Here is a 24048-nt window from a genome sequence, read left to right as displayed (position 1 = left end):
TTATTTTGTTTCTAAATATACTACTAATTATAAAATACGGCAAACAAAAATTATCGCTTGCCGTTATTTATAAATTCAATTATCTTTTGATCTTAAATGCGTCTAACCCTGGGAAAAAAGCAGTATCGCCTAATGCTTCTTCAATTCTCAACAGCTGGTTATATTTTGCCATTCTGTCTGATCTTGAAGCAGATCCTGTTTTGATCTGGCCACAGTTCATAGCTACCGCTAAATCTGCAATAGTAGAATCTTCAGTTTCTCCTGATCTGTGAGACATTACGGAAGTGAATTTGTTGTTCTGAGCCATCTGTACGGCATCCATAGTTTCAGAAAGGGAACCGATCTGATTTACTTTTACAAGGATTGAGTTGGCAATACCTTCTTTTACTCCTCTTGAAAGTCTTTCTACATTGGTTACGAATAAATCGTCACCTACAAGCTGTACTCTGTCACCAATTTTATCAGTAAGCATTTTCCAGCCTTCCCAATCGTTTTCCTGCATTCCGTCTTCAATAGAAATGATTGGATATTTCGCTGCCAATTCAGCAAGGTAAGAAACCTGTTCACTGCTTGAGAACTGAGCTGCATCAGGAGTCTGGAATTTTCTGTAGTCGTAAATTCCGTCTTTATAAAATTCAGAAGCTGCACAGTCAAGAGCCAGCATGATATCATCACCTGGTTTGTAACCTGCTTTTTCGATAGCCTGAAGTAAAGTATCCAAAGCATCTTCAGTTCCTTTGAACGTTGGTGCGAAACCTCCTTCGTCCCCTACTGCCGTAGAAAGACCTCTTGAATGAAGGATAGATTTCAGGTTATGGAAAATTTCAGTTCCTTTTCTCAAAGCATGAGAGAAAGAATCTGCTTTTACCGGCATAATCATAAATTCCTGGAATGCAATAGGTGCATCTGAGTGAGATCCTCCGTTGATTACATTCATCATTGGAACAGGAAGTGTGTTGGCATTAACACCGCCAACATATTTGTATAAAGGCATTCTCAATTCAGCTGCTGCAGCTCTGGCTACCGCTAAAGAAACACCCAGGATTGCATTGGCACCAAGATTTCCTTTGTTCGGAGTTCCATCCAGGTCGATCATAACTCTATCAATAAAGTTCTGTTCAAAAACAGGTAGCCCGATCAGGTTTTCTGCAATTACTTCTTTCACATTTTCAACAGCTTTCAGGACTCCTTTACCCATAAAATCTGAACCACCGTCACGTAATTCCACTGCTTCATGTTCACCTGTAGATGCTCCGGATGGTACAGCAGCACGCCCCATGGCACCGCTTTCTGTAAATACATCTACTTCAATGGTAGGATTTCCTCTGGAATCCAAAATTTGTCTCGCCTCTATAAAAGAAATTGCACTCATATTTTTTTAGTTTTAAACTCTCCGCAAACGCTTCAAGTTGTGTTTATTATTAATCTATACTTGATGACAAATTTAATGAAAAAACTAACCTGATGAAAAAAGTGGGCTTTAATATTTGGTAATAAATAAAAAAAATTCCAATGTTTTTTATAGCATTGAAGAATTATAGTTCAATCTGTACTTTTAAATAATATTTCACTTATCTAGAGAATACTTTCTCTTTATTTACAGCAATTCATTTTTATTGTTTTATACTTTTATTCTGAAAAGGATCTGGGTTCCGGGACCTTCTTTTACAATATGGCATTCTCCTTCCTGTTCCTGCATTCTCCTTTTCATATTTCTGAGGCCGTTTCCTTCGGAATGTCCGTCCTGAATTCCAGTCCCGTCATCAGAAATCTTCATGGTAAAAATGTTTTTTTCCTGTAAGAAGTAAAGCTTCAAGGTATTGGCATGGCTATGTTTGTAGACGTTATTAACGGCTTCTTTTAGGCACAGAAACATATTCCGTCTCAGTTCCGTAGAAATTGGGGTATCTGAAATAATATCTTCACTTTCCGACCAGAGCTTTATTTTTGTTTTTCTCAAAAAATTATCTGCATACTGTATTGCATAGTCTATAAAGCTTCCCAGCGTATCATTTCCTGAGTTCAGACTCCACAACATTTCGCGCATGGAAAGATTCATTTCTTCTGATGTTTTCAGAAGTTCGTTGATATCATTTTGCAGGTCATCATCTCCTGCTTTTTGTTTTAAGAATTCTGCTTGTAGCTTCAGTGCTGAAATTCCGGCTCCAAGATCGTCATGCATATCGTGGGAAATTCTTTCACGTTCCTGTTCTATCGATTTTTGTTTTTCGAGTTCTTTTTGGAGGAGCTGGTTTTGGTGTTCGGCTTGTTGGAGTTTCTGCTCTTGTATAAAAAGTAGTCTTTTTTTATTAAATAAATAAGTAGTGAATGCTAAACTTATAACTATAAAAAGAATAATTACACCAATCAATAATATTGTAAGTTTAATTTTTTCTGGCATTGTTTTTCTTTTTTTTCCATTGAAAATAAGCAAAACTGTATAATATTAAGCAAAAATAGTTACCCGCAATAAAAAGTATTTTACTAAAGTTTAAAATACTTTTGCTTGATTCATTAAAATAATACATAGGCACTGTTCTCAACATAAAAAAACTCGCCCAGACAATTTGAGATAGGCTAATCCAATATAATGGGTTATTAATAATTTTTTCCCCATCGAAATAATAATTCTTCTTTAATAGCCATGCAAGTGCAATCACTATATAATAAAACGAAATAATAAAACCTAATTTTAGGTCAAAAATATTATTGAAAAGATCTATTTTCATGAAAAAAATAGAGAAAACAGACAATAATAAAAGGATAAACAAAAAAATATTCCAGCGAAATTTGTCCCAAAATAAATATGTAAAATACAGTATACTAAAGATTATATAAAAATTAAATCTTAATGCATTGGGTTCATCTACATTCAAAATCTTTTCTACAAAACCTATTATTACATCAACTAATAAGGTAACTATGAGATAAACAAAAAAGAAACTTTGGGAATAAAATTTCTTTTTTATTCCCAAAGTAAAAAATAATATTGTGAGAGTTAATAAACCGCAACAATATATATAATAAAATATGGTTAAGGCCATAAACTGGTTATGTCAGAGGGACTACTAAGAGACATCGTTTTTATTGTTTTGTCTGGGTTCTCAAAACAGTATTGCATGGCAAAGGAAATTCTTCCAAGTCTTTTCTTATATTCAAAATCAAGTCCGGATCCTATTATCCTTTTAAAAATAATAAAACTTATTTTAACGTATTTGAAATCTTCCCATCTTCCCCCATAAATTAAAAGCATATTATAATTAAATAGAGCAAGATCTTCTTTTTCATAAGATACAATCTCGGTATTAACTCTTTTTGTTATTTGATTAATATAATCACCTAGTCCTTCTTTATAATTATTTCTATCCTTAAGAAAATCCATCAGTGTAGGAAATTCTTCTAAAGTAAATACTGCCATTCCATCAACCTGTTTTCCACTATCTTTTAAATAATAAACACTATCGCTATAATCCACAGCGGTAACATCATTTGATAGATGAAGTGCTAAAGAAATATTCCCATTTCGTTCAACAAAGCAAAAATTAGCATACTTCTTTGAAGAACGTAATATAATATCCATTAACTGTCGGTCAACAATTATACTGCCAGTGAAAGGTACTCCACTTCCGTTTTTTAAAGAATTAAATTCCTGCACAAATTCTTTAAAATCATCATCAGGCATTGGTTTTAAAGCAAATGCTTCAAGAAGTACTTTCATTTTGTCCACCATCTGGGTGCTAAAGAAAAGATCTGATAATTGGGTTTTCATGATGTTTTAGTTTTTAAAATGGTTAAATTTATTTATAGCTTCTACTTTATTGCTGACATGCAGCTTTCTGTAGATGTTTCCTACATGTTTTTTTACTGTATCAATACTTATACATTTTTTATCAGCGATTTCTTTGTAAAGAAGTCCCTGTGAAAGAAGTTCCAGGATTTCCTTTTCACGTTCGGTGAGATCATCAAAATCTTTAGCTTCAGGGAGTTTTCTTTCAAAATGGCTTAAAACTCTTCTTGCGATGGAGAGGCTCATGGGTGCTCCGCCATTGTATACATCCCGGATGGAAGAAAGAATCTTATCCATACTTTCCCCTTTAATGAGATAGCCCATCGCACCGGCTTTTAAAGAATTAAATATTTTTTCATCATCTTCGAAACTGGTACACATGATGAAGTTTGTTTCCGGCATTTCTTTTCTCAGCTTTTCAATGATTTCAATACCCAGCATATCCTGAAGCTGGATATCCATCATCACTACATCCGGAGAAATATCGGGGAGGTTTTTCAAGGCATCTTTTCCATCAAAAAACTGGGCAACTACCTTCATGTCATCCTGATAATCGATGACTTTCTTCAACGCATTGTTGTAGTTCTTTTCGTCTTCTACTATGGCTATCGAGATGCTCATTGCTTTTTGTTTACGACAAATATCAGCAGAAAACAAGACGGAGTCAATTACACTTTTGTGTAATTTAGGGGCTTGAGTTCAGGGTTATTGGTTTGTTTTTTGTTTCTATTAATTTAGTTAAATTTCTGTTACAATAGAAAACAATTAATATCCCATACATTAAAAAATAAATATCATGAGAAAAAGCCTTTTAATCGCAATTTCGGCTGTGGCATTATTATTAACCAGCTGTAAAAAAAGTGAAAGCGGAAACAAAAGTATCATCAAAACCGACAGTTCAGAGACTGTAATTACAGACAACAACGGAAAAATTGATTCTGTAACCCAAAGTTCTTCAACAATGGAAGTGAACGGCCAGAAGACAGAAAAAACAGATTTTGTTTACAAAGCTACAGACGGAACATTGGTAAAAGTAGTATTCAAAAACGATCCTAAGGAAAGTAATGTTGCCATTACCAGCAACAAGAAAACGTTTACATTACCTAAAGCGGAAACAAAAGACGGGGAAACCATCTATAAAAAAGATGATATGACTGCAAGAGTGAAAGGAGACAGTCTCCATCTTGAGCAGGGAAATAGTGTTATTGAATTGAAGAGAACAAAAATTTAACACGATACAGGTTCTATATTTCTGGGTTTAAGAGAATACTAAACTTGTAGTAAAACAGCGAATAATGAAATAACTATTTACTTTAAAATATTAGCTGCTCATCATTAAAGGAAAATAAAAAAGCCATCCAAAATCTGGATGGCTTTTCATTTATATCTGAATGAATATTATTCTTCAGTTTTCTCTTCAGCAGAGTCAGCTGCTTCAGCCTTAGGCTCTTCAACTTTCTCTTCTGCTTTTGGAGCTTCAGCTACTACAGCTTCAGCTTTTTTAGCAGTTGTAGATCTTCTGCTTCTTCTTGTAGCTTTTTTCTCTTCAGCATTCGGGTTGTAAAGCTCGTTGAAATCTACCAACTCGATAAGAGCAGTATCAGCAGCATCACCTTGTCTGAAACCAGTTTTGATGATTCTTGTATAACCACCGTTTCTTTCAGCGATTTTAGGAGCTACAGTTCTGAATAATTCAGCAACCGCGAATTTATTTTGAAGGTAAGAGAATACTACTCTTCTGTTATGTGTAGTATCTTCTTTTGCTTTTGTTAATAGAGGCTCAACATATACTCTTAAAGCTTTAGCTTTAGCTACAGTAGTGTTGATTCTTTTATGCTCAATTAGAGAACAAGCCATATTAGAAAGTAAAGCACTTCTGTGAGAAGCTGTTCTTCCTAAGTGATTGAATTTTTTACCGTGTCTCATTATTAATTATTTATCAGCGTCTAACTTATATTTTGCAACGTCGAAACCGAAGTTAAGACCTTTTGAATGCACTAATTCTTCTAGTTCTGTCAAAGATTTTTTACCAAAATTTCTGAATTTCATCAAATCAGACTTACTGTAAGAAACCAGTTCTCCAAGAGTTTCTACTTCAGCTGCTTTCAGACAGTTAAGGGCTCTTACGGAAAGATCCATATCTGCTAATTTAGACTTAAGTAATTGTCTTGTGTGAAGAGTTTCCTCGTCGTATTGGATAGATGCTTTTACAGCTTCAGTTTCAAGCGTGATTCTCTCATCAGAGAACAGCATGAAGTGATAAATTAATATCTTGGAAGCTTCAGTTAAAGCATTTTGAGGACTGATGGAACCATCAGTTTCTATATCTAATACAAGTTTTTCGTAGTCTGTTTTTTGCTCTACACGATAATTTTCAATGCTGTATTGTACTTTCTTGATCGGCGTGAAAATAGAGTCAATAGCAATAGTACCTACAGGTGCATTGTTCGACTTATTCTGTTCTGAAGGAACATATCCTCTACCTTTTTCAATATTGAAAGTAATTTCGAAAGTTACATCACTGTTTAGGTTGCAGATCAAAAGATCAGGGTTCAGCACCTCAAATCCGTTGATAGACTTTCCTAAATCACCAGCAGTAATAACCGTCTGCCCCGAAACTTTAGCAACTACCTGCTCGTTGGCCTGGCCTTCTGCTGAAGCTTTTAATCTTACCTGCTTAAGGTTAAGAATAATTTCGGTAACATCTTCGATTACTCCTGGAATGGTTGAAAATTCGTGCTCTACACCTTCTATTTTGATAGATGAAATAGCGTATCCTTCCAGAGAAGAAAGCAACACTCTTCTCAAAGCATTACCGATTGTAAGCCCGAAACCTGGTTCTAGAGGTCTGAATTCGAATTGACCTTTAAATTCATCAGAGTTAAGTAAAATTACTTTATCGGGTTTTATGAATTGTAAAATTGCCATATTATTGGGTTGAGCAAAAATTTGATTAAAAAATTATTTAGAGTAAAGTTCGACGATAAGCTGTTCCTTGATTTCCTCCGGAATCTGGATTCTTTCAGGAGCAGAAACGAAAGTACCTTCTTTCTTCTCATCGTTGAATTGTAACCACTCATAATTTGCTTTGGAAGCTAATGCATTTGAAACCACTTCAAGAGACTTAGACTTTTCTCTTACAGCGATTACATCACCTGCTTTAAGCAAATAAGATGGAATGTTTACCAGCTCTCCGTTCACAGTGATGTGTCTGTGAGAAACTAATTGTCTAGCAGCAGATCTTGTTTTAGCAAAACCTAATCTGTATACTACGTTATCCAATCTAGATTCGCAAAGTTGTAAAAGTACTTCACCTGTTACTCCTTTGCTTCTGTGTGCTTTTTCAAATAAGTTAGCAAACTGTCTTTCTAAAATACCATAAGTATATTTAGCTTTTTGCTTTTCAGCTAACTGAATTGCATATTCAGATTTTTTAGCACCTCTTCTTTTGTTAGGACCATGTTGTCCTGGCGGTTGGTTTTTTCTTTTCTCGAAGTTTTTATCATCTCCGTAGATTGCAGCACCAAACTTTCTAGCAATCTTAGTTTTAGGTCCAATATATCTTGCCATAATGGGTAAATTCTAAAAATTAAACTCTTCTTCTTTTTGGTGGTCTACAACCGTTGTGTGGCATAGGAGTCACATCAACGATTTCGCTAACTTCAATTCCTGAATTGTGGATTGTTCTGATTGCAGATTCTCTACCTGCACCAGGACCTTTCACATACACCTTTACTCTTCTTAAACCAGCTTCGTGAGCTACAGCAGAGCAATTTTCAGCTGCCATTTGAGCAGCAAATGGAGTATTCTTTTTAGAACCTCTGAAACCCATTTTACCGGCAGATGCCCAAGAGATAACTTCTCCGTTTTTATTTGTTAAAGAAATGATGATGTTATTGAAAGAAGCCTGAATATGCGCTTCACCAATAGCTTCAACTTTTACTTTTCTTTTTTTAACTACTTTAGTTTGTTTTGCCATAATTCCTAACGATTATTTACTTGCCTTTTTCTTGTTAGCAACAGTTTTTCTCTTTCCTTTACGGGTTCTAGAGTTGTTTTTCGTTCTCTGGCCTCTTAAAGGTAGTCCTAGTCTGTGACGTATTCCTCGTTGGCATCCTATGTCCATCAATCTCTTGATGTTCAATTGCACTTCAGATCTTAATTCTCCTTCTACTTTTACGTTTTCAGAGATATATGTTCTGATTGCAGCCAATTCATCGTCATTCCATTCGTTGACTTTCTTGTCTTCGCTGATACCGGCAGCTTTAAGGATTTCGGAAGAAGTACTTCTTCCAACTCCGTAGATGTAAGTTAAACCGATAACACCTCTTTTGTTTTTTGGTAAATCAATACCTGCAATTCTCGCCATAATTTAATGTTAGCCTTGTCTTTGTTTAAATTTTGGGTTCTTCTTGTTGATTACGAACAGTACACCTTTTCTGCGTACGATTTTGCAATCAGCACTTCTTTTTTTAATTGATGCTCTAACTTTCATTTGAAATATTTATTTTTTTTACTGACCAATGGAATCTTACGATTTCATTTTGATAGTATTTATTTTTCAACAAGAGCCAAATGGAACATACATTCCATTTGGCGTTTGTTTTTAATATCTAAATGTGATTCTCCCTTTCGATAAATCATAGGGAGACATTTCTAGTTTTACCTTGTCTCCAGGTAAAAGTTTAATATAATGCATTCTCATTTTACCGGAAATATGAGCAATAAGTATGTGCCCATTCTCCAGCTCTACACGGAACTGGGCGTTCGAAAGTGCTTCCGTTATAACGCCGTCTTGTTCAATATGTTTTTGTTTTGCCATAAATTAATATCCAGTCGTTCTTGACAATTTAGACTGCATTAAGCCATCATAGTGATGGTTCAGCAGATAGGTATTAATCTGTTGAACTGTATCTAAAATTACGCCCACCATAATCAATAATGATGTTCCCCCGAAAAATAGGGCAAACGCATCTGTCTGAACAAAGCTTCCATGCACTATTGCCGGAAGGACTGCAAAGATAGACAAAAATATTGCACCTGGCAAGGTAATTTTTGATAAAATATCATCTAAATAATCAGCTGTCTCTTTACCGGGTCTTACTTTCGGTACTAAACCTCCGTTTCTCTTCAAATCATCAGCCATTTGGTTTACCGGAATTGTAATTGCAGTATAGAAAAATGAGAAGATAATAATTAATAGCGCGAACAATACGTTGTACTGCCAGCTAAAAACATTCTTGAAACCTGCAAGAAAGGTATTGGACTCATCGAATTTCGTCAATAATCCTGGTACGAACATCAATGCCTGGGCAAAGATAATCGGCATTACACCAGCAGCATTAACTTTCAATGGGATCCATTGTCTTGCTCCCTGCATAAGATTTCTGTTTACACCTCCTCTTGCTTGAGCTCTGCTTACATACTGAATTGGTATTTTTCTTACAGCTACAGATAATACTACAGCTAAAAGAACTACCAGCATCCAGAATATTACTTCAATAAGGATCATAATAGATCCCATTCCTCCTTTTCCGTTCTGCACTGCCATTTCCTGTACGAATGCTTCTGGTAATCTTGAAAGAATCCCTACCATAATAAGGATAGAGATACCGTTTCCGATACCTTTGTCGGTGATTTTCTCACCCAACCACATTGCGAATACTGAACCGGCAACCAGGATTACAATACTTGGTAACCAGAACATAATGGAATTTGGCTCTACATAATATGCAGATGAGAACTGAGCATATGGTAAGAATAATTGAGTAATAGAAGTTAAATAAGAAGGTGCCTGTACTAAACAAACTCCGATAGTTAACCATCTTGTAATTTGATTCAATGTATTTCTACCTGACTCTCCATCCTTCTGAAGTTTCTGAAGATAAGGAATAGCCATCCCCATCAACTGAACAATAATAGAAGCAGAAATATAAGGCATGATTCCCAACGCCATTACGGAAGCGTGGCTGAAAGCTCCCCCCGTAAACGACGAAAGCAAGCCAAGGAGACCTGCTCCTTGCTTGTTACCGCCTTGATTTTTATAATGCTCTAAGAGATCTCCCACTTCTGCAAGGTTAATTGCGGGAAGTGAGATATAAGATGCGAATCTATACACAAGGATAATACCTAACGTAAAGAGAATTTTGTCTCTTAATTCCTTTAGGCTCCAAATATTTTTAAGGGTTTGTATAAATTCTTTCATTAGTAAGTATTATAAGGTAATTGCTTTTCCACCTGCTTTAGCAATAAGCTCTTCAGCAGATTTAGTGAACTTGTCAGCAGAGATTGAAACCGCAGATTTCAATTCTCCTCTACCCATAATTTTCACTAATTCGTTTTTAGAAACGATCCCGTTTTCTACTAAAACTTCTTTCGTGATATCTCCGGTGATGGATTTGTTCTCGATTAAAGTTTGAATAGTATCAAGGTTTACGCCTCTAAACTCTTTTCTGTTTATGTTTTTGAATCCGAATTTAGGTAATCTCCTTTGTAAAGGCATTTGTCCACCTTCGAAACCGATTTTCTGAGAATAACCAGCTCTAGCTTTCTGACCTTTATGTCCTTTCGTAGCAGTACCTCCTTTTCCTGTACCTTGTCCTCTACCAATTCTTTTTGAATTGAAAGTAGAACCTGCAGCAGGCTTTATGTTGTTTAAATTCATTTTAAAATTATTTTAAAAATTATTTTTGAACTTCAAGTAAGTGACTAACTGCAGCTATCATCCCTAAAATAGAAGGTGTAGCTTCGTGCTCTACAACTTGGTGAAGTTTCTTAAATCCTAATGCTTCAAGCGTTCTCTTTTGGGTTTTTGTTCTTCCAATAGCGCTTCTTACTTGCTTTACTTTGATTGTTGCCATTGTTCTAATATTAACCGTTAAACACTTTACTTAGAGAAACTCCTCTCATTCTAGCGATCTCTTCAGGTCTTCTGATATCCAATAACGCTTTGAAAGTAGCTTTCACTACATTGTGAGGGTTAGAAGATCCTTTAGATTTTGAAAGGATGTCATGGATACCGGCAGATTCCAATACCGCTCTTACCGCACCACCGGCGATAAGTCCTGTACCGTGAGAAGCAGGTCTTAAGAAGATATCTGCACCACCGTATCTTGCAGTAGTTTGGTGAGGAATTGTGTGGTTCATTACAGGAACTTTCACAAGGTTTTTCTTAGCGTCTTCAACAGCTTTAGCAATTGCAGAAGCTACTTCTTTAGATTTTCCAAGACCGTGACCGATTACTCCGTCTTCGTTACCTACTACTACGATAGCAGAAAATCCGAAAGCTCTACCTCCTTTTGTTACTTTTGTTACTCTGTTAACAGCTACGAGACGATCTTTTAATTCTAATCCTCCCGGTTTTACTCTTTCTATATTATCTAGTCCTAACATATTTTCCGAAATTTTTATGATTAGAATTTAAGTCCTCCTTCTCTAGCACCGTCAGCAAGAGCTTTCACTCTACCGTGGTACACGAATCCGTTTCTGTCAAATACAATACTTTCGATTCCTGCAGCAACAGCCTTAGCAGCGATAGCTTTACCTACGGCAGCAGAAATTTCAGTCTTAGTACCTTTAGCGTCAACACCTTTTTCTCTTGAAGAGGCGGAAACTAAAGTTGTACCATTTTTATCATCGATTAACTGAGCGTAAATTTCCTTATTACTTTTATATACAGATAATCTTGGCAATTCAGAAGATCCAGAGATTTTCCCTCTTACTCTTCTTTTGATTCTTATTCTTTTTTCTAATTTACTTAATGCCATAATACTTATAATTTATTAAGCAGATTTACCAGCTTTACGTCTAACAATTTCTCCTACGAATCTTACACCTTTTCCTTTGTATGGCTCAGGCTTTCTGAAAGAACGGATCTTTGCAGTAACCATTCCTAGAAGTTGCTTGTCATGAGACGTTAAAGTAATAATAGGGTTTTTACCTTTTTCAGTCAATGTATCTAATTTTACTTCGCTTGGAAGTTCAAGTACGATACCGTGAGAGAATCCTAAAGCTAACTCAAGTTTTTGACCTGTGTGTGAAGCTCTGTATCCTACTCCTACCAGTTCTAGTTTCTTTTCGAAACCTTCTGAAACACCAACGATCATGTTGGCGATCAACGCTCTGTATAAACCGTGAAGCGCTTTGTGTTGCTTAGAATCAGATGGTCTGTTTACATTAAGCTCACCATCTTTCTGTTCTAAAGTAATTCCTGCTGTAAGCTCCTGAGAAAGTTCTCCTTTTGCTCCTTTTACAGTTACTACACCATTGTTTTCAGTGACAGTAACTCCAGCTGGAATTGTTATAATTGCTTTACCAATTCTTGACATTTTCCTCTGATTAAAAATTAATAAACATAGCAGATTACTTCACCGCCTACTTTTTCTTCTCTAGCTTTCTTGTCAGTCATTACCCCTTTAGAAGTAGAGATAACAGCTATACCCAAACCGTTCAGTACTCTTGGAAGTTCCGCAGAACCTTTGTACTGTCTTAAACCTGGTCTAGAAGCTCTCTGGATAGATTTAATAGCTGGTTTGTTAGTTTGCTTGTCATACTTTAAAGCGATTTTGATCGTTCCTTGAACAGCGCTATCTTCAAACTTGTAGTTTAAGATATACCCTTGATCAAATAAGATCTTAGTAATCTCCTTTTTGATTTTCGATGCAGGAATTTCCACCACTTTGTGGCCTGCGCTTTGTGCGTTCCTTACTCTTGTTAGGAAATCTGAAATTGGATCTGTTACCATTTTTCTATTTTAAAATTATTGGTTAAAGACAAACAGTTTTGCAAAGACTTGAAGAGTAAAATATCAGACTTCAGAATTTCCTAGGTCTGATATTTTTTATCTTTAGTATCTGAACAACTTAATTGTCCCGATTAATTAGTAATTATTACCAACTGGCTTTTCTTACACCTGGGATAAGACCGTTGTTTGCCATTTCTCTGAAAGTTACTCTGGAAATACCAAACGTTCTCATGTATCCTCTAGGTCTACCTGTTAGTTTACATCTGTTGTGTAATCTTACAGGAGAAGCATTTTTAGGTAATTTCTGAAGTCCTTCATAATCACCAGCTTCTTTTAAAGCTTTTCTTTTGTCAGCGTATTTAGCAACTAGTGCTTCTCTTTTGCGCTCACGCGCTTTCATTGATTCTTTAGCCATTTCTTAGTTCTTTTTAAATGGTAAACCGAAGTGAGTTAATAATGCTTTCGCTTCTTTATCTGTTTTCGCAGTAGTAACGAAAGTGATGTCCATCCCCTGGATTTTTTTCACTTTGTCGATAACGATCTCAGGGAAAATGATTTGCTCAGTGATTCCTAAGTTATAGTTACCTCTACCATCGAAACCTTCAGCTTTGATACCAGAGAAATCTCTAATACGCGGCAATGCAGAAGAAGTAAGTCTGTCTAAGAATTCATACATTTTATGAGCTCTCAATGTTACTTTAGCCCCTACTGGCATACCTTTTCTCAATTTGAAAGCAGCTTCGTCTTTCTTAGAAATAGTACCAACAGCTTTCTGGCCGGTAATCATTGTTAATTCTTCTACAGCGTAATCAATGATTTTCTTGTCTGCAGTGGCATCACCTAAACCTTGAGATAGGATGATTTTTTCTAACCTAGGTACTTGCATTACTGATTTGTACCCAAATTCTTCCATCATTGCAGGAACAATTTTCTCTTTGTATATATTTTTGGGTCTTGCTATAAATTCCATGTGTTAATTCAAATTATAAAGTTTCACCCGTTTTTCTATTGATTCTTACTTTCTTATCTCCATCAATTTTATAACCGATTTTGACAGCTTTTCCGTCTTTACCAACTAAAGCTACGTTTGAGATATGAATAGAAGCTTCTTTTTCAGTGATTCCACCTTGAGGGTTAGAAGCTGAAGGCTTAACGTGTTTTTTAACGATATTAAGTCCTGCAACGATAACTCTTGGGTCTTTTCCTTCTTTTTTGATCACTTCAATAACTTCACCTGTCTTACCTTTGATATCTTTCTTACCAGTAGTAATGATGACGTTATCTCCTCTTTTTATTTTTAACTTTGACATTTTCTTTTAAAAATTTTTAAAATTAAAGTACTTCAGGAGCTAATGAAATGATTTTCATATATTCTTTGTCTCTCAACTCACGAGCAACCGGTCCGAAAACACGTGTTCCTCTCATTTCTCCTGCTGCGTTTAGTAATACACAAGCATTGTCTTCGAATTTGATGTATGAACCATCTTTTCTTCTAACCGCTTTTTTAGTTCTTACTACTACAGCTTTAGATACCTGACCTTTCTTTGCGTTTCCTGATGGTGTAGAATCTTTGATAGTAACAACGATTTTATCACCAACTGAAGCATATCTTCTTCTGGTTCCTCCCAGAACTCTGATAACCAATACTTCTTTAGCACCTGTGTTATCAGCAACTTTTAATCTTGATTCTGTTTGTAACATTATTACTTAGCTTTTTCAATGATTCTTACTAATCTCCATCTCTTGTTCTTGCTCAAAGGTCTAGTTTCCTGGATAAGAACTGTATCACCTTCTGTGCATTCGTTGTTTTCGTCGTGTGCAGTATATTTTTTCGTTTTTAATACGAATTTACCGTACATCGGGTGTTTCACTCTCGTAGTCTCACTTACAACAATGGTCTTTTCCATTTTATTGCTGGAAACTATTCCGATTCTTTCTTTTCTTAAGTTTCTTTCCATAATGTATGAAAATCTTATTGTTGTTTAGTGGTTAACTCAGTGTTTAATCTAGCGATTGTTCTTCTCAAATCTCTGATTTGGATCGGGTTTTCAATTGGACTGATTTTGTGAGCCAATTTCAGTTTTGAATATTGAGCTGTTAATTCAGTAAGTTTCGCCTGAATATCACCCGCGCTTAAATTTTTAATATCAGCTTGTTTCATTGTATCAAAGATTAAAGAGGTTTAACAAAATCGTTAGCAACTACGAATTTAGTAACTACCGGTAGTTTCTGAGCTGCAAGTCTTAGAGCTTCCTTAGCTACTTCGTAAGGAACACCTCCTACTTCGAACATGATCTTACCTGGTTTTACTACAGCTACCCAATATTCCACGGCACCTTTACCTTTACCCATACGTACTTCCGCTGGTTTTTTAGTAATTGGCTTATCCGGGAAGATTTTGATCCATAGCTGACCTTCTCTCTTCATATATCTTGTCGCAGCGATACGGGCAGCCTCAATTTGTCTTGCAGTAATCCAAGCACCTTCTATAGCTTTGATTCCAAAAGTTCCGTAAGCAAGTTGATTACCTCTCTGAGCAATCCCCTTCATCTTCATCTTATGAACTCTACGGAATTTGGTTCTTTTTGGTTGTAACATAATTTCTAAATTTTAGATTTTAGATTTTAGATTTTAGATTTTTTTTATTTTAAAAAAGTAACGGTAATTTAAAATTCAAAATTTCTATCTAAAATTTTTAATTATTATTGTTATTATTGTTATTCTTTCTAGGTCTTCTGTTGTCTCTTTCTCCTCCTCTGTTTCCTCTGTCAGACGGACCTCCTTTTTTCTGTTGTCCCACTAATGGAGCAAGTTCTCTTTTACCGTAAACTTCTCCTTTCATGATCCAAACTTTTACTCCTAATCTACCGTAAGTAGTGTGAGCTTCTGCCCAGTGATAATCGATATCAGCTCTGAAAGTAGACAATGGGATTCTTCCTTCTTTGAAAGATTCGCTTCTTGCCATTTCAGCTCCGTTCAATCTACCGGAGATCTGAACTTTGATACCTTCAGCACCCATTCTCATTGTACTTGCCATCGCCATTTTAACAGCTCTTCTGTAAGAAATTCTGTTTTCGATCTGCTTAGAGATGCTGTCAGCTACCAATACTGCATCAAGTTCAGGTCTTTTGATTTCGAAAATATTGATTTGAATATCCTTACCTGTAAGTTTCTTCAATTCTTCTTTCAATTTATCAACTTCCTGACCTCCTTTACCGATGATAAGTCCCGGTCTGGCAGTAGTGATTGTCACTGTTACTAATTTTAGTGTTCTTTCAATATAAATTTTTGAAATACCACCTTTAGATAATCTAGCCTCAAGGTATCTTCTGATTTTGTAGTCTTCCGCGATTCTGTCTCCATAATCGTTTCCGCCAAACCAGTTAGAATCCCATCCTCTGATGATACCTAGTCTGTTACCAATTGGATTTGTCTTCTGTCCCATACCTTGATTAATTTTCTTTATTACCTAAGATTAATGTAACGTGGTTAGATCTTTTTCTGATTCTGTACCCTCTACCTTGTGGAGCTGGTCTTAGTCTCTTCAATTGTCTTGCACTATCCACGAAGATTTCTTTAATGATAAGGTTTGCTTCTTCAATATCAGCACCTTCATTTTTAGTCTGCCAGTTTGCCATAGCAGAAAGAAGTAATTTCTCTAATTTGTTAGAGGCTTCTTTTTTAGAATATTTTAGGATATAAAGAGCTTTATCTACCTGCTCTCCTCTAATGATATCAGCAACTAATCTCATTTTTCTCGGAGATGATGGGCAGTCATTTAATGAAGCTTTTACAACGTCTTTGTTAGCTTCTTTTCTTGCGATTGAACTATCTTGTTTTCTTGATCCCATGATTATCTGCTTCCTTTGTTTTTGTTACCACCATGACCTCTGAAAGATCTTGTTGGAGAAAATTCGCCTAACTTGTGACCTACCATGTTTTCTGTAACATATACAGGGATAAAAGATTTCCCGTTGTGTACAGCAATAGTTTGTCCTACGAAGTCCGGAGAGATCATCGATGCTCTAGACCAAGTTTTGATAACTGTCTTCTTACCAGACTCTATGTTTGTCTGAACCTTCTTATCTAAAGTATGATGAATGAATGGTCCTTTTTTAAGTGATCTTGCCATAATTATTTTCTTTTAGATACGATGTAACGGTTAGACACTTTGTTTTTCTTTCTAGTTTTGTAACCTTTAGCCGGTTTACCGTTTCTAGATCTTGGGTGACCTCCAGAAGAACGTCCTTCACCACCTCCCATTGGGTGATCTACAGGGTTCATTACTACCGGTCTAGTTCTAGGTCTTCTACCTAACCATCTGCTTCTACCAGCCTTACCTGAAACAGTTAACTGATGATCGGAGTTAGAAACAGATCCAATCATTGCATAACATTCAGTAAGGATCATTCTTGATTCTCCTGAAGGCAATTTGATGATTGCGTATTTTCCGTCTCTTGAAGTTAATTGAGCTGAAGAACCAGCACTTCTTGCTAAAATAGCACCTTGTCCAGGTTTCATTTCAACACAAGAGATTACGGTACCCAATGGAATATTTTTCAATTTCATTGCGTTACCTACGTTTGGTTCTACGCTTTCTCCTGAAACTACTTTCTGATCTACTTTGATACCGTTTGGAGCGATGATGTATCTCTTCTCTCCGTCAGCATACTCTAATAAAGCGATAAATGCAGTTCTGTTTGGATCGTATTCTACAGTTTTAACGGTTGCTTCAACGTCATGCTTGTTTCTTTTGAAGTCGATAATTCTGTATTTCTTTTTGTGTCCACCTCCGGTGTAACGCATGGTCATTTTACCAGTTTGGTTACGTCCACCTGACTTACTAATACCAACTGTTAGAGATTTCTCCGGTTTGTTGGTAGTAATTTCCTCAAAATTGTTTACAATTCTGAATCTCTGTCCTGGGGTGATAGGTTTTAATTTTCTAACAGACATTACTATTATTTATAATTGATAATTAATTTACAGCAAAAATATCGATAACCTCACCTTCAACAAGTTTGATTACCGCTTTTTTCAATTTGTTTGTCTTTCCTACTTGAAGACCTTTTTTAGTGTATTTCGAAGAAACCTTCGGAGCATAAATCATTGTGTTAACGTCTGCTACTTTTACACCGTAAGCTGCTTCTACAGCCTTTTTAATCTGGATTTTATTCGCCTTAGTATCTACTAAGAAAGAATAAGAACCTCTTAAATCCGTAAGGTAATTAGCCTTTTCTGAGATAACTGGTTTAATAATAATAGACATGATTTATTTCTTTAAATTTTCCTGGAATTTTTCTACTGCACCTTCGAAGAATACAATCTCACCTGCATTTACTAAATCGTAAGAGCTCACTTCATTGAAGTTCATTACTTTAGTTTTAGGTAAGTTTCTTGAAGATAAATACACATTCTTGTTAGCTTCAGGAAGAATAAACAAAGATTTTTTACCGTTTAGTGTCAATGCATCTAATAAAGTAATGAAATCTTTAGTTTTAGGAGCGTTTAGGCTCATATCTTCTAAAACTCTGATGCTGTTATCTCTCATTTTCTGAGAAAGAACAGATTTTTTTGCTAATCTCTTAAGAGCTTTGTTCAGTTTGAATCTGTAATCTCTTGGTTTTGGTCCGAATACTCTACCTCCACCTCTGAAAGTTGGAGATTTAATATCACCATATCTGGCAGAACCAGATCCTTTCTGCTTCTTAAGTTTTTTAGTAGAAGCAGTAATTTCGCTTCTTTCTTTTGCTTTATGAGTTCCTTGTCTTTGTGCAGCAAGGTACTGTTTAACTTCTAAGTAAACCGCGTGCTGATTTGGCTCAATTCCGAATACTGTTTCGTCTAGAGTTACTTTTCTTCCGGTCTCTTTTCCTGATGTATTTAATACTACTAGTTCCATTTTCTGATAATTACATAAGAATTTTTAGCTCCCGGAACAGCACCTTTTACTACTAAAAGATTTTGTTCTTGATCCACTTTTAATACCTGAAGGTTTTGTACAGTTACCTGCTTACCTCCCATTCTACCCGCCATTCTCATTCCTTTGAATACTCTTGAAGGATCCGATCCAGCACCGATAGAACCTGGAGCTCTAAGTCTGTTGTGCTGACCATGAGTAGCTTGCATTACACCTCCAAATCCGTGTCTTTTAACAACACCTTGGAAACCTTTACCTTTTGAAGTTCCTGTTACGTCAACAAATTCTCCTTCAGAGAATAAATCAACTTTTACTTCTTCTCCTACTTTCACTTCATCAACGAATTCTCTGTAGAATTCTACCAATTTAGCTTTTGGAGCAGAACCAGCCTTTTTGAAATGGCCAGCTAACGCTTTACCTACGTTCTTTTCACTCTTGTCATCGAAACCTAATTGCACAGATTTGTATCCGTCTTTTTCTAAGGTTCTGACCTGTAAAACCGAGCATGGACCAGCCTGAATAACTGTACAAGGAATGTTTTTCCCTTCTTCGTTAAACAAAGACGTCATACCGATTTTTTTACCAATAATACCTGACATTGTTTATATTAAATAAAATTTATCTTTCTAATTTCCACATATTTAGGAGGTCTGAAGTAATTTCTACTTTTGATATAGGCATACTACGCCCCTAAAATGGAGTGTGCAAATTTATGAATATTTTTAGAACTGACAAATATTTCGAGTAAAATATTTTGATTTTTAATCAATTAGATAATTTTGAAAAATTAAGGACGAAATTTTCAGGGAAATTATTTGGCTTTACAAAAAATAAATTAAAAAGCGTCTTATTTTACAATGACCGTAACTCCCCTTTCCTCCAATGCAGATTTATCTTCCTCGCCAATACCGTTATCAGTAATCAGATAATCCACATGATCCAAAGGAGCGATCTTCCCAAAGCCTTTCTTATTCAGTTTTGAAGAGTCGCCAAGAATAACCACCTTTTCAGAACATTCAATCATCAACTGATTCAGATGTGCTTCCGCAGCATTTGATGTACTGATACCGAAATCAATATCAATCCCATCAACTCCCAGAAAAAGCTTATTGCATGAAAACTGCTTGAGGATCCCCTCAGAAATGGATCCTACAATAGAGGTTGAGCTTTTTCGAACTTCCCCTCCTAACTGTATAATATTAATATTAGGATTATTACACAGCTCAATAGCTACCCTTAAAGAAGAGGTTAAAACCGTAAGCGGGCCAAAATTCACAAGCATTCTCGCCAGATAATGCATGGTAGTCCCTGAAGCCAGAATAATACAGTCATTTTCCTGGATCAGCTGCAACGCTGCTTTTGCAATATTCTGTTTCGCTTCTACATTGATATTTTCTTTTTCATCCACATTTCTTTCATAAGCATAGCGCACGTGCTTACTGGCTCCCCCATGGTTTCGGAAAAGCAAGCCTATACTTTCGAGATAGTTCAGATCCTTTCGAACCGTAACCGATGAAACATTAAACTTCTCACACAGATCCTGTACAAGAACATGACCTTTTTCGTCCAGTTCCTTTAATATATCATTGTGCCTCGGTATTAACTTTTCCATTCTGATTCTTTCATCAAAAATACCATTTTTTTTGAAAACAGTAAAATTTCATTTATTTTCTTTTCAGTTTCATTTTTAATTTATAATTTTGAAAACGAAACATAAACGAAACATTTATGAAACGAAACGAAGAAATCAGTAAATTAGCCGGCATCCGGGAATGGGACTTTATTGTCATTGGAGGTGGCGCCAGCGGCCTGGGGTCGGCATTGGATGCAGCCAGCAGAGGATTCAAAACCCTTCTTCTGGAATCACACGATTTTGCCAAAGCAACATCCAGCCGAAGCACCAAACTGGTACACGGCGGTGTAAGATACCTGGCCCAGGGAGACATAGGCCTCGTGAAAGAAGCCCTGAAAGAAAGAGGGCTGCTCGCTCAAAATGCGGCTCATGTAGTAAAAAACCAGTCATTCATTATTCCCAACTATACATGGTGGGGAGGAATTTATTATAAAATAGGATTATCCATCTATGATTTCCTTGCAGGAAAGCTCAGCCTTGGAAAAACAAAATACATCAGCAAATCCAAAACCGTTGAGAAGCTTCCAACTATTGAGCAACACAATCTCGCAAGCGGTGTAGTCTACCAGGACGGACAGTTTGATGATGCAAGATTGGCAATCAACCTAACCCAAACACTCATCGAAAAAGGAGGAAGCGCTGTTAATTATATGAAAGTAACCGGCCTTCTGAAAAACGATTCCGGAAAAATAAACGGGGTTGAAGCAGAAGATCAGTTTTCCGGTCAGCAGTATGAACTTCACGCAAAAGCAGTTATTAATGCAACCGGGGTATTCACCAATGATATATTAAATATGAATAACCCTAAACACGGTAAATTTGTAGTTCCGAGCCAGGGTATTCATTTGGTTCTGGATAAATCTTTTCTGAAAAGTGATGATGCCATCATGATTCCGAAAACATCAGACGGAAGAGTTCTTTTTGTTGTCCCTTGGCATGACAGGGCACTGGTAGGAACCACAGATACCCTTCTTGAAAATCCAAGCTTTGAGCCACATGCCTTGGAATCTGAAATAAGTTTCGTTTTAAATACAGCCAGACAATATTTGGCAAAAAAACCGACAAGAGAAGATGTGAAATCCATGTTTGCCGGATTAAGACCGCTTGCCGCTCCAAAAGAAGGAGGTAAAAACACCAAAGAAGTCTCCCGAAGCCACAAAGTTATTACTTCCGACACAGGACTTGTTTCCATCATCGGCGGAAAATGGACCACTTACCGTAAAATGGCGCAGGACACCATTGATAAAGCTGTCGAGATCCTTCACTTAAACGGAGGACCTTCCCAAACGGAAAATATGTCCATCCATGGTAATATGGAAGGGGAACTGGTAGACCGTACCAGCCATCTGTACGTTTATGGATCAGATATACCCGCTATAAAATCATTACAGAGCAGCGATCCTCAATATGTACAAAAGATCCATCCGGATCATGCTTTCACCATTGCAGAAGCAGTTTGGGCTATAAGATACGAAATGGCGGAAACCATTGAAGATATTCTCGCCCGAAGAGTCCGTCTTCTGTTTTTAGATGCAAGAGCCGCCATTGACAGCGCTCATACTATCGCACAGCTTATTGCCAAAGAAAAAGGACATACCCAGGAATGGGCAGATCAGCAGGAAAAAGAATTTATTGAATTAGCAAAAGGATATTTATTAACACCTTATTCTCCCAAAACTATTACTCATCACTAAAAATTTGCAGTATGAAGGAAAAACTGATTCTCGCTCTGGATCAGGGAACAACATCTTCCAGAGCCATTTTATTCAATCACAGCGGAGCTATAGAATATATCTCCCAGAAAAATTTTGAACAGATCTTCCCTACTCCGGGATGGGTAGAGCATGATCCCAACGAAATATGGTCGTCCCAGATATCTGTTGCCGCAGAAATTATTGCCAAAGCCGGTATTTCCGGACTGGAAGTAGCTGCGATCGGGATTACCAACCAGCGTGAAACCACTGTTGTATGGGACAGGGAAACCGGGGAACCTATTTACAATGCTATTGTTTGGCAGGACAGAAGAACCGCCAAATACTGTGACGAATTAAAAGAACTGGGCCATGCCGAAACGATCAAAGAGAAAACCGGACTTGTACTGGATGCCTATTTCTCAGCAACCAAGCTGAAATGGATTCTCGATAACGTAGAAGGAGCAAGGAAAAAGGCGGCAGAAGGAAAATTATGTTTCGGAACGGTTGATACATGGCTGGTGTGGAAACTTACCCGTGGAAAAATGTTCATTACCGATGTTTCCAATGCCAGCAGAACCATGCTTCTGAATATTCACACTCTGGAATGGGATCAGGATCTTCTGGATCTGTTTGACATTCCAAAATCTGTACTTCCTGAAGTAAAACAGAGCAGTGAAATCTACGGCGAAACCGCAACCACTTTATTTTCCACCAAAATTCCGATTGCAGGAATTGCGGGAGATCAGCAGGCTGCTCTATTCGGGCAAATGTGCATCACTCCCGGAATGGTAAAAAATACCTACGGAACCGGATGCTTCCTATTAATGAATACAGGAAAAGAAGCTGTTTCCTCAAAAAACAATCTCCTGACTACAGTTGCATGGAAGATCAACGGAGAAGTAAACTATGCACTGGAAGGAAGCGTATTTGTAGGCGGTGCAGCAATACAATGGCTGAGAGACGGGCTGAAACTTATCCATTCATCAGAAGAAGTAAATGACTTGGCAGCAAGCGTTGAAGACAATGGAGGAGTTTATTTTGTTCCGGCACTTACGGGATTGGGAGCACCTTACTGGGACCAATATGCAAGAGGAACTATTGTAGGCGTAACCCGCGGAACAACCAACGGACATATTGCAAGAGCTACTTTGGAAGGAATAGCATTCCAGGTATATGATATTGTAAAATCTATGGAAGCAGATTCAGGAAGACCGAGCCTCGAACTGAGAGTAGATGGCGGTGCTTCTGCAAGTGACCTTCTGATGCAGATACAGTCTGACCTTTTCGGCTTTAAAATTACAAGACCTAAAACCCTTGAAACAACGGCCTTAGGAGCTGCTTATCTTGCAGGCTTGGCAGTCGGATACTGGAAAGACATCAATGAAATCCAGTCTCAATGGATAGTAGATAAAGACTTCCATCCGAAAGTGGATAAGGAAAAGGCAGATAACATGATCCATTTCTGGAATAAAGCAGTAAAGCGTTCCCAAAGCTGGATTGAAGATTAAATTCCTAAACATTAAAAAAAACTACTTATGACCCCATTTACCGCAGAACTTGTAGGAACAATGCTTCTTATATTATTAGGCAACGGCGTTGTAGCCAATGTTGTCTTAAAGGGCACCAAAGGAAATAGCTCAGGATGGATTGTTATTACAACAGCCTGGGCACTGGCAGTTTTCGTAGGCGTAACTGTTGCAGGACCGGCAAGCGGCGCCCATCTGAATCCGGCTGTAACCATCGGACTGGCTGTTGCCGGAAAATTTTCCTGGGATCTGGTCCCCACTTATATTGCAGCACAGATGCTTGGTGGAATGCTCGGCGCTTTTCTCGTTTGGCTTTTTAACAAAGACCATTTTGCCATAACGGAAGATGAAGGAGCCAAGCTGGCGTGTTTCAGTACCGGGCCGGCTATCAGAAATACCTTATCCAATCTCATCAGTGAAATTATCGGAACATTTGTACTTGTATTTGTCATATTTCACTTTTCAGACCCAAGCATTTCCCTGAATGCAGATCCAACTGCCAAAGTAGGCCTTGGTTCTGTAGGAGCTCTTCCTGTTACCTTACTGGTTTGGGCTATCGGTTTATCTTTAGGAGGAACTACCGGTTATGCCATTAATCCTGCCAGAGATTTGGCCCCAAGAATCATGCACGCCCTGCTCCCCGTAAAAGGCAGCAGTGATTGGGGATATGCATGGATTCCCGTTGCAGGCCCTATCCTGGGAGCTATTATCGCAGCAGTTCTTTTTGGAATAATACATTAAAAGA

At 37.0% G+C, this 24048-nt stretch carries 37 protein-coding genes; 4 read left to right on the top strand and 33 right to left on the bottom strand.

What is annotated here, in order from left to right:
• Window positions 1-79: 79 nt before the first annotated feature.
• The 4 genes from eno to HNP36_RS14130 all read right to left on the bottom strand — a co-directional run bounded on the left by eno (window position 80) and on the right by HNP36_RS14130 (window position 4408).
• Window positions 80-1372: a phosphopyruvate hydratase gene (gene eno, locus HNP36_RS14145; RefSeq protein WP_184164824.1), complete on the bottom strand. Its 1293-nt coding sequence runs from the start codon at window positions 1370-1372 to the stop codon at window positions 80-82.
• Window positions 1373-1621: 249 nt separating this feature from the next.
• Window positions 1622-2401 carry a sensor histidine kinase gene (locus HNP36_RS14140; RefSeq protein ID WP_184164821.1) on the bottom strand — a complete coding sequence of 260 codons (780 nt, stop codon included), beginning with the start codon at window positions 2399-2401 and terminating at the stop codon, window positions 1622-1624.
• A 633-nt stretch (window positions 2402-3034) separates the two neighbouring features.
• Window positions 3035-3769 carry a hypothetical protein gene (locus HNP36_RS14135; RefSeq protein WP_184164814.1) on the bottom strand — a complete coding sequence of 245 codons (735 nt, stop codon included), beginning with the start codon at window positions 3767-3769 and terminating at the stop codon, window positions 3035-3037.
• A 6-nt stretch (window positions 3770-3775) separates the two neighbouring features.
• The gene (locus HNP36_RS14130; RefSeq protein ID WP_184164811.1) at window positions 3776-4408 is read right to left on the bottom strand and encodes a response regulator; all 633 of its coding nucleotides are present in this window, start codon (window positions 4406-4408) and stop codon (window positions 3776-3778) included.
• Window positions 4409-4583: 175 nt separating this feature from the next.
• Here HNP36_RS14130 and HNP36_RS14125 point away from each other — a divergent pair, with 175 nt between their 5' ends.
• On the top strand, window positions 4584-5018 hold the full coding sequence (locus HNP36_RS14125) for a hypothetical protein (RefSeq protein ID WP_184164808.1): 435 nt from the start codon (window positions 4584-4586) through the stop codon (window positions 5016-5018).
• A gap of 167 nt (window positions 5019-5185) precedes the next feature.
• Here the strand turns inward: HNP36_RS14125 and rplQ are convergent, their stop codons facing one another.
• The 29 genes from rplQ to HNP36_RS13980 all read right to left on the bottom strand — a co-directional run bounded on the left by rplQ (window position 5186) and on the right by HNP36_RS13980 (window position 20062).
• On the bottom strand, window positions 5186-5713 hold the full coding sequence (rplQ, locus tag HNP36_RS14120) for a 50S ribosomal protein L17 (RefSeq protein WP_184164805.1): 528 nt from the start codon (window positions 5711-5713) through the stop codon (window positions 5186-5188).
• A 6-nt stretch (window positions 5714-5719) separates the two neighbouring features.
• Window positions 5720-6715, bottom strand: a complete 996-nt coding sequence (locus tag HNP36_RS14115) for a DNA-directed RNA polymerase subunit alpha (RefSeq protein ID WP_040993543.1) — start codon at window positions 6713-6715, stop codon at window positions 5720-5722.
• 33 nt (window positions 6716-6748) lie between these two features.
• Entirely contained in the window at window positions 6749-7357 is a 609-nt protein-coding gene (gene rpsD / locus HNP36_RS14110) for a 30S ribosomal protein S4 (RefSeq protein ID WP_184164802.1), read from the bottom strand.
• 19 nt (window positions 7358-7376) lie between these two features.
• Window positions 7377-7766, bottom strand: a complete 390-nt coding sequence (rpsK, locus tag HNP36_RS14105) for a 30S ribosomal protein S11 (protein WP_040993541.1) — start codon at window positions 7764-7766, stop codon at window positions 7377-7379.
• Between the two features lie 12 nt (window positions 7767-7778).
• Window positions 7779-8156, bottom strand: coding sequence for a 30S ribosomal protein S13 (gene rpsM, locus HNP36_RS14100; protein WP_002983260.1), 378 nt, complete (start codon window positions 8154-8156; stop codon window positions 7779-7781).
• A gap of 9 nt (window positions 8157-8165) precedes the next feature.
• Window positions 8166-8282, bottom strand: coding sequence for a 50S ribosomal protein L36 (gene rpmJ / locus HNP36_RS14095; protein WP_007839480.1), 117 nt, complete (start codon window positions 8280-8282; stop codon window positions 8166-8168).
• A 111-nt stretch (window positions 8283-8393) separates the two neighbouring features.
• A complete protein-coding gene (gene infA / locus HNP36_RS14090) occupies window positions 8394-8609 on the bottom strand; it encodes a translation initiation factor IF-1 (protein WP_027381317.1) in 216 nt (71 codons plus the stop codon).
• Window positions 8610-8612: 3 nt separating this feature from the next.
• Window positions 8613-9992, bottom strand: coding sequence for a preprotein translocase subunit SecY (gene secY, locus HNP36_RS14085; RefSeq protein ID WP_034725974.1), 1380 nt, complete (start codon window positions 9990-9992; stop codon window positions 8613-8615).
• Window positions 9993-10001: 9 nt separating this feature from the next.
• A complete protein-coding gene (rplO, locus tag HNP36_RS14080) occupies window positions 10002-10451 on the bottom strand; it encodes a 50S ribosomal protein L15 (protein ID WP_184164799.1) in 450 nt (149 codons plus the stop codon).
• A gap of 19 nt (window positions 10452-10470) precedes the next feature.
• Entirely contained in the window at window positions 10471-10647 is a 177-nt protein-coding gene (gene rpmD / locus HNP36_RS14075) for a 50S ribosomal protein L30 (protein ID WP_007839493.1), read from the bottom strand.
• A gap of 10 nt (window positions 10648-10657) precedes the next feature.
• On the bottom strand, window positions 10658-11179 hold the full coding sequence (rpsE, locus tag HNP36_RS14070) for a 30S ribosomal protein S5 (RefSeq protein ID WP_034703137.1): 522 nt from the start codon (window positions 11177-11179) through the stop codon (window positions 10658-10660).
• A 20-nt stretch (window positions 11180-11199) separates the two neighbouring features.
• Entirely contained in the window at window positions 11200-11553 is a 354-nt protein-coding gene (gene rplR / locus HNP36_RS14065) for a 50S ribosomal protein L18 (RefSeq protein WP_184164796.1), read from the bottom strand.
• 15 nt (window positions 11554-11568) lie between these two features.
• Window positions 11569-12114 carry a 50S ribosomal protein L6 gene (rplF, locus tag HNP36_RS14060; RefSeq protein ID WP_184164793.1) on the bottom strand — a complete coding sequence of 182 codons (546 nt, stop codon included), beginning with the start codon at window positions 12112-12114 and terminating at the stop codon, window positions 11569-11571.
• Between the two features lie 17 nt (window positions 12115-12131).
• Window positions 12132-12530, bottom strand: a complete 399-nt coding sequence (rpsH, locus tag HNP36_RS14055; RefSeq protein ID WP_048501141.1) for a 30S ribosomal protein S8 — start codon at window positions 12528-12530, stop codon at window positions 12132-12134.
• A 145-nt stretch (window positions 12531-12675) separates the two neighbouring features.
• The gene (gene rpsN / locus HNP36_RS14050) at window positions 12676-12945 is read right to left on the bottom strand and encodes a 30S ribosomal protein S14 (RefSeq protein WP_047376574.1); all 270 of its coding nucleotides are present in this window, start codon (window positions 12943-12945) and stop codon (window positions 12676-12678) included.
• A gap of 3 nt (window positions 12946-12948) precedes the next feature.
• Window positions 12949-13500 (bottom strand): 50S ribosomal protein L5, encoded by a 552-nt coding sequence (gene rplE, locus HNP36_RS14045; RefSeq protein ID WP_184164790.1) that lies wholly within the window; start codon window positions 13498-13500, stop codon window positions 12949-12951.
• A gap of 13 nt (window positions 13501-13513) precedes the next feature.
• The gene (gene rplX, locus HNP36_RS14040; protein WP_184164787.1) at window positions 13514-13840 is read right to left on the bottom strand and encodes a 50S ribosomal protein L24; all 327 of its coding nucleotides are present in this window, start codon (window positions 13838-13840) and stop codon (window positions 13514-13516) included.
• Window positions 13841-13862: 22 nt separating this feature from the next.
• Window positions 13863-14231, bottom strand: a complete 369-nt coding sequence (gene rplN, locus HNP36_RS14035; protein WP_007839504.1) for a 50S ribosomal protein L14 — start codon at window positions 14229-14231, stop codon at window positions 13863-13865.
• Window positions 14232-14233: 2 nt separating this feature from the next.
• Window positions 14234-14491: a 30S ribosomal protein S17 gene (gene rpsQ, locus HNP36_RS14030; protein ID WP_034669456.1), complete on the bottom strand. Its 258-nt coding sequence runs from the start codon at window positions 14489-14491 to the stop codon at window positions 14234-14236.
• Window positions 14492-14502: 11 nt separating this feature from the next.
• The gene (rpmC, locus tag HNP36_RS14025; protein ID WP_184164783.1) at window positions 14503-14691 is read right to left on the bottom strand and encodes a 50S ribosomal protein L29; all 189 of its coding nucleotides are present in this window, start codon (window positions 14689-14691) and stop codon (window positions 14503-14505) included.
• An 11-nt stretch (window positions 14692-14702) separates the two neighbouring features.
• A complete protein-coding gene (gene rplP / locus HNP36_RS14020; RefSeq protein WP_040993531.1) occupies window positions 14703-15128 on the bottom strand; it encodes a 50S ribosomal protein L16 in 426 nt (141 codons plus the stop codon).
• Window positions 15129-15225: 97 nt separating this feature from the next.
• Window positions 15226-15975 (bottom strand): 30S ribosomal protein S3, encoded by a 750-nt coding sequence (gene rpsC, locus HNP36_RS14015; RefSeq protein WP_184164780.1) that lies wholly within the window; start codon window positions 15973-15975, stop codon window positions 15226-15228.
• 7 nt (window positions 15976-15982) lie between these two features.
• Entirely contained in the window at window positions 15983-16381 is a 399-nt protein-coding gene (rplV, locus tag HNP36_RS14010; protein ID WP_111957085.1) for a 50S ribosomal protein L22, read from the bottom strand.
• A 2-nt stretch (window positions 16382-16383) separates the two neighbouring features.
• Window positions 16384-16662 (bottom strand): 30S ribosomal protein S19, encoded by a 279-nt coding sequence (rpsS, locus tag HNP36_RS14005; RefSeq protein WP_034702850.1) that lies wholly within the window; start codon window positions 16660-16662, stop codon window positions 16384-16386.
• Window positions 16663-16664: 2 nt separating this feature from the next.
• Window positions 16665-17486, bottom strand: a complete 822-nt coding sequence (gene rplB, locus HNP36_RS14000; RefSeq protein WP_184164778.1) for a 50S ribosomal protein L2 — start codon at window positions 17484-17486, stop codon at window positions 16665-16667.
• A gap of 22 nt (window positions 17487-17508) precedes the next feature.
• Window positions 17509-17799 (bottom strand): 50S ribosomal protein L23, encoded by a 291-nt coding sequence (gene rplW / locus HNP36_RS13995; RefSeq protein ID WP_034678011.1) that lies wholly within the window; start codon window positions 17797-17799, stop codon window positions 17509-17511.
• Between the two features lie 3 nt (window positions 17800-17802).
• Window positions 17803-18432 (bottom strand): 50S ribosomal protein L4, encoded by a 630-nt coding sequence (gene rplD / locus HNP36_RS13990; protein ID WP_076444040.1) that lies wholly within the window; start codon window positions 18430-18432, stop codon window positions 17803-17805.
• Window positions 18423-19049 carry a 50S ribosomal protein L3 gene (gene rplC, locus HNP36_RS13985; protein ID WP_184164775.1) on the bottom strand — a complete coding sequence of 209 codons (627 nt, stop codon included), beginning with the start codon at window positions 19047-19049 and terminating at the stop codon, window positions 18423-18425. The genes rplD and rplC overlap by 10 nt, the downstream gene beginning before the upstream one ends.
• Before the next feature lie 248 nt (window positions 19050-19297).
• On the bottom strand, window positions 19298-20062 hold the full coding sequence (locus HNP36_RS13980; RefSeq protein ID WP_184164772.1) for a DeoR/GlpR family DNA-binding transcription regulator: 765 nt from the start codon (window positions 20060-20062) through the stop codon (window positions 19298-19300).
• Between the two features lie 116 nt (window positions 20063-20178).
• On the opposite strand from HNP36_RS13980, the gene HNP36_RS13975 reads away from it, so the two are divergent.
• From HNP36_RS13975 to HNP36_RS13965, 3 genes are read left to right on the top strand one after another with little or no spacing between them, the layout of a single operon-like run.
• Window positions 20179-21777 (top strand): glycerol-3-phosphate dehydrogenase/oxidase, encoded by a 1599-nt coding sequence (locus HNP36_RS13975; RefSeq protein ID WP_184164769.1) that lies wholly within the window; start codon window positions 20179-20181, stop codon window positions 21775-21777.
• 11 nt (window positions 21778-21788) lie between these two features.
• The gene (glpK, locus tag HNP36_RS13970) at window positions 21789-23285 is read left to right on the top strand and encodes a glycerol kinase GlpK (RefSeq protein WP_184164766.1); all 1497 of its coding nucleotides are present in this window, start codon (window positions 21789-21791) and stop codon (window positions 23283-23285) included.
• 27 nt (window positions 23286-23312) lie between these two features.
• On the top strand, window positions 23313-24044 hold the full coding sequence (locus HNP36_RS13965; RefSeq protein WP_184164763.1) for an MIP/aquaporin family protein: 732 nt from the start codon (window positions 23313-23315) through the stop codon (window positions 24042-24044).
• The last annotated feature ends 4 nt before the right edge of the window (window positions 24045-24048 follow it).

Source organism: Chryseobacterium shigense (assembly GCF_014207845.1).
GTDB classification, from domain to species: Bacteria; Bacteroidota; Bacteroidia; order Flavobacteriales; family Weeksellaceae; genus Chryseobacterium; species Chryseobacterium shigense_A.
The sequence above is the reverse complement of the archived record's forward strand: the minus strand, read 5'-3'. Positions and strand labels throughout refer to the sequence as shown.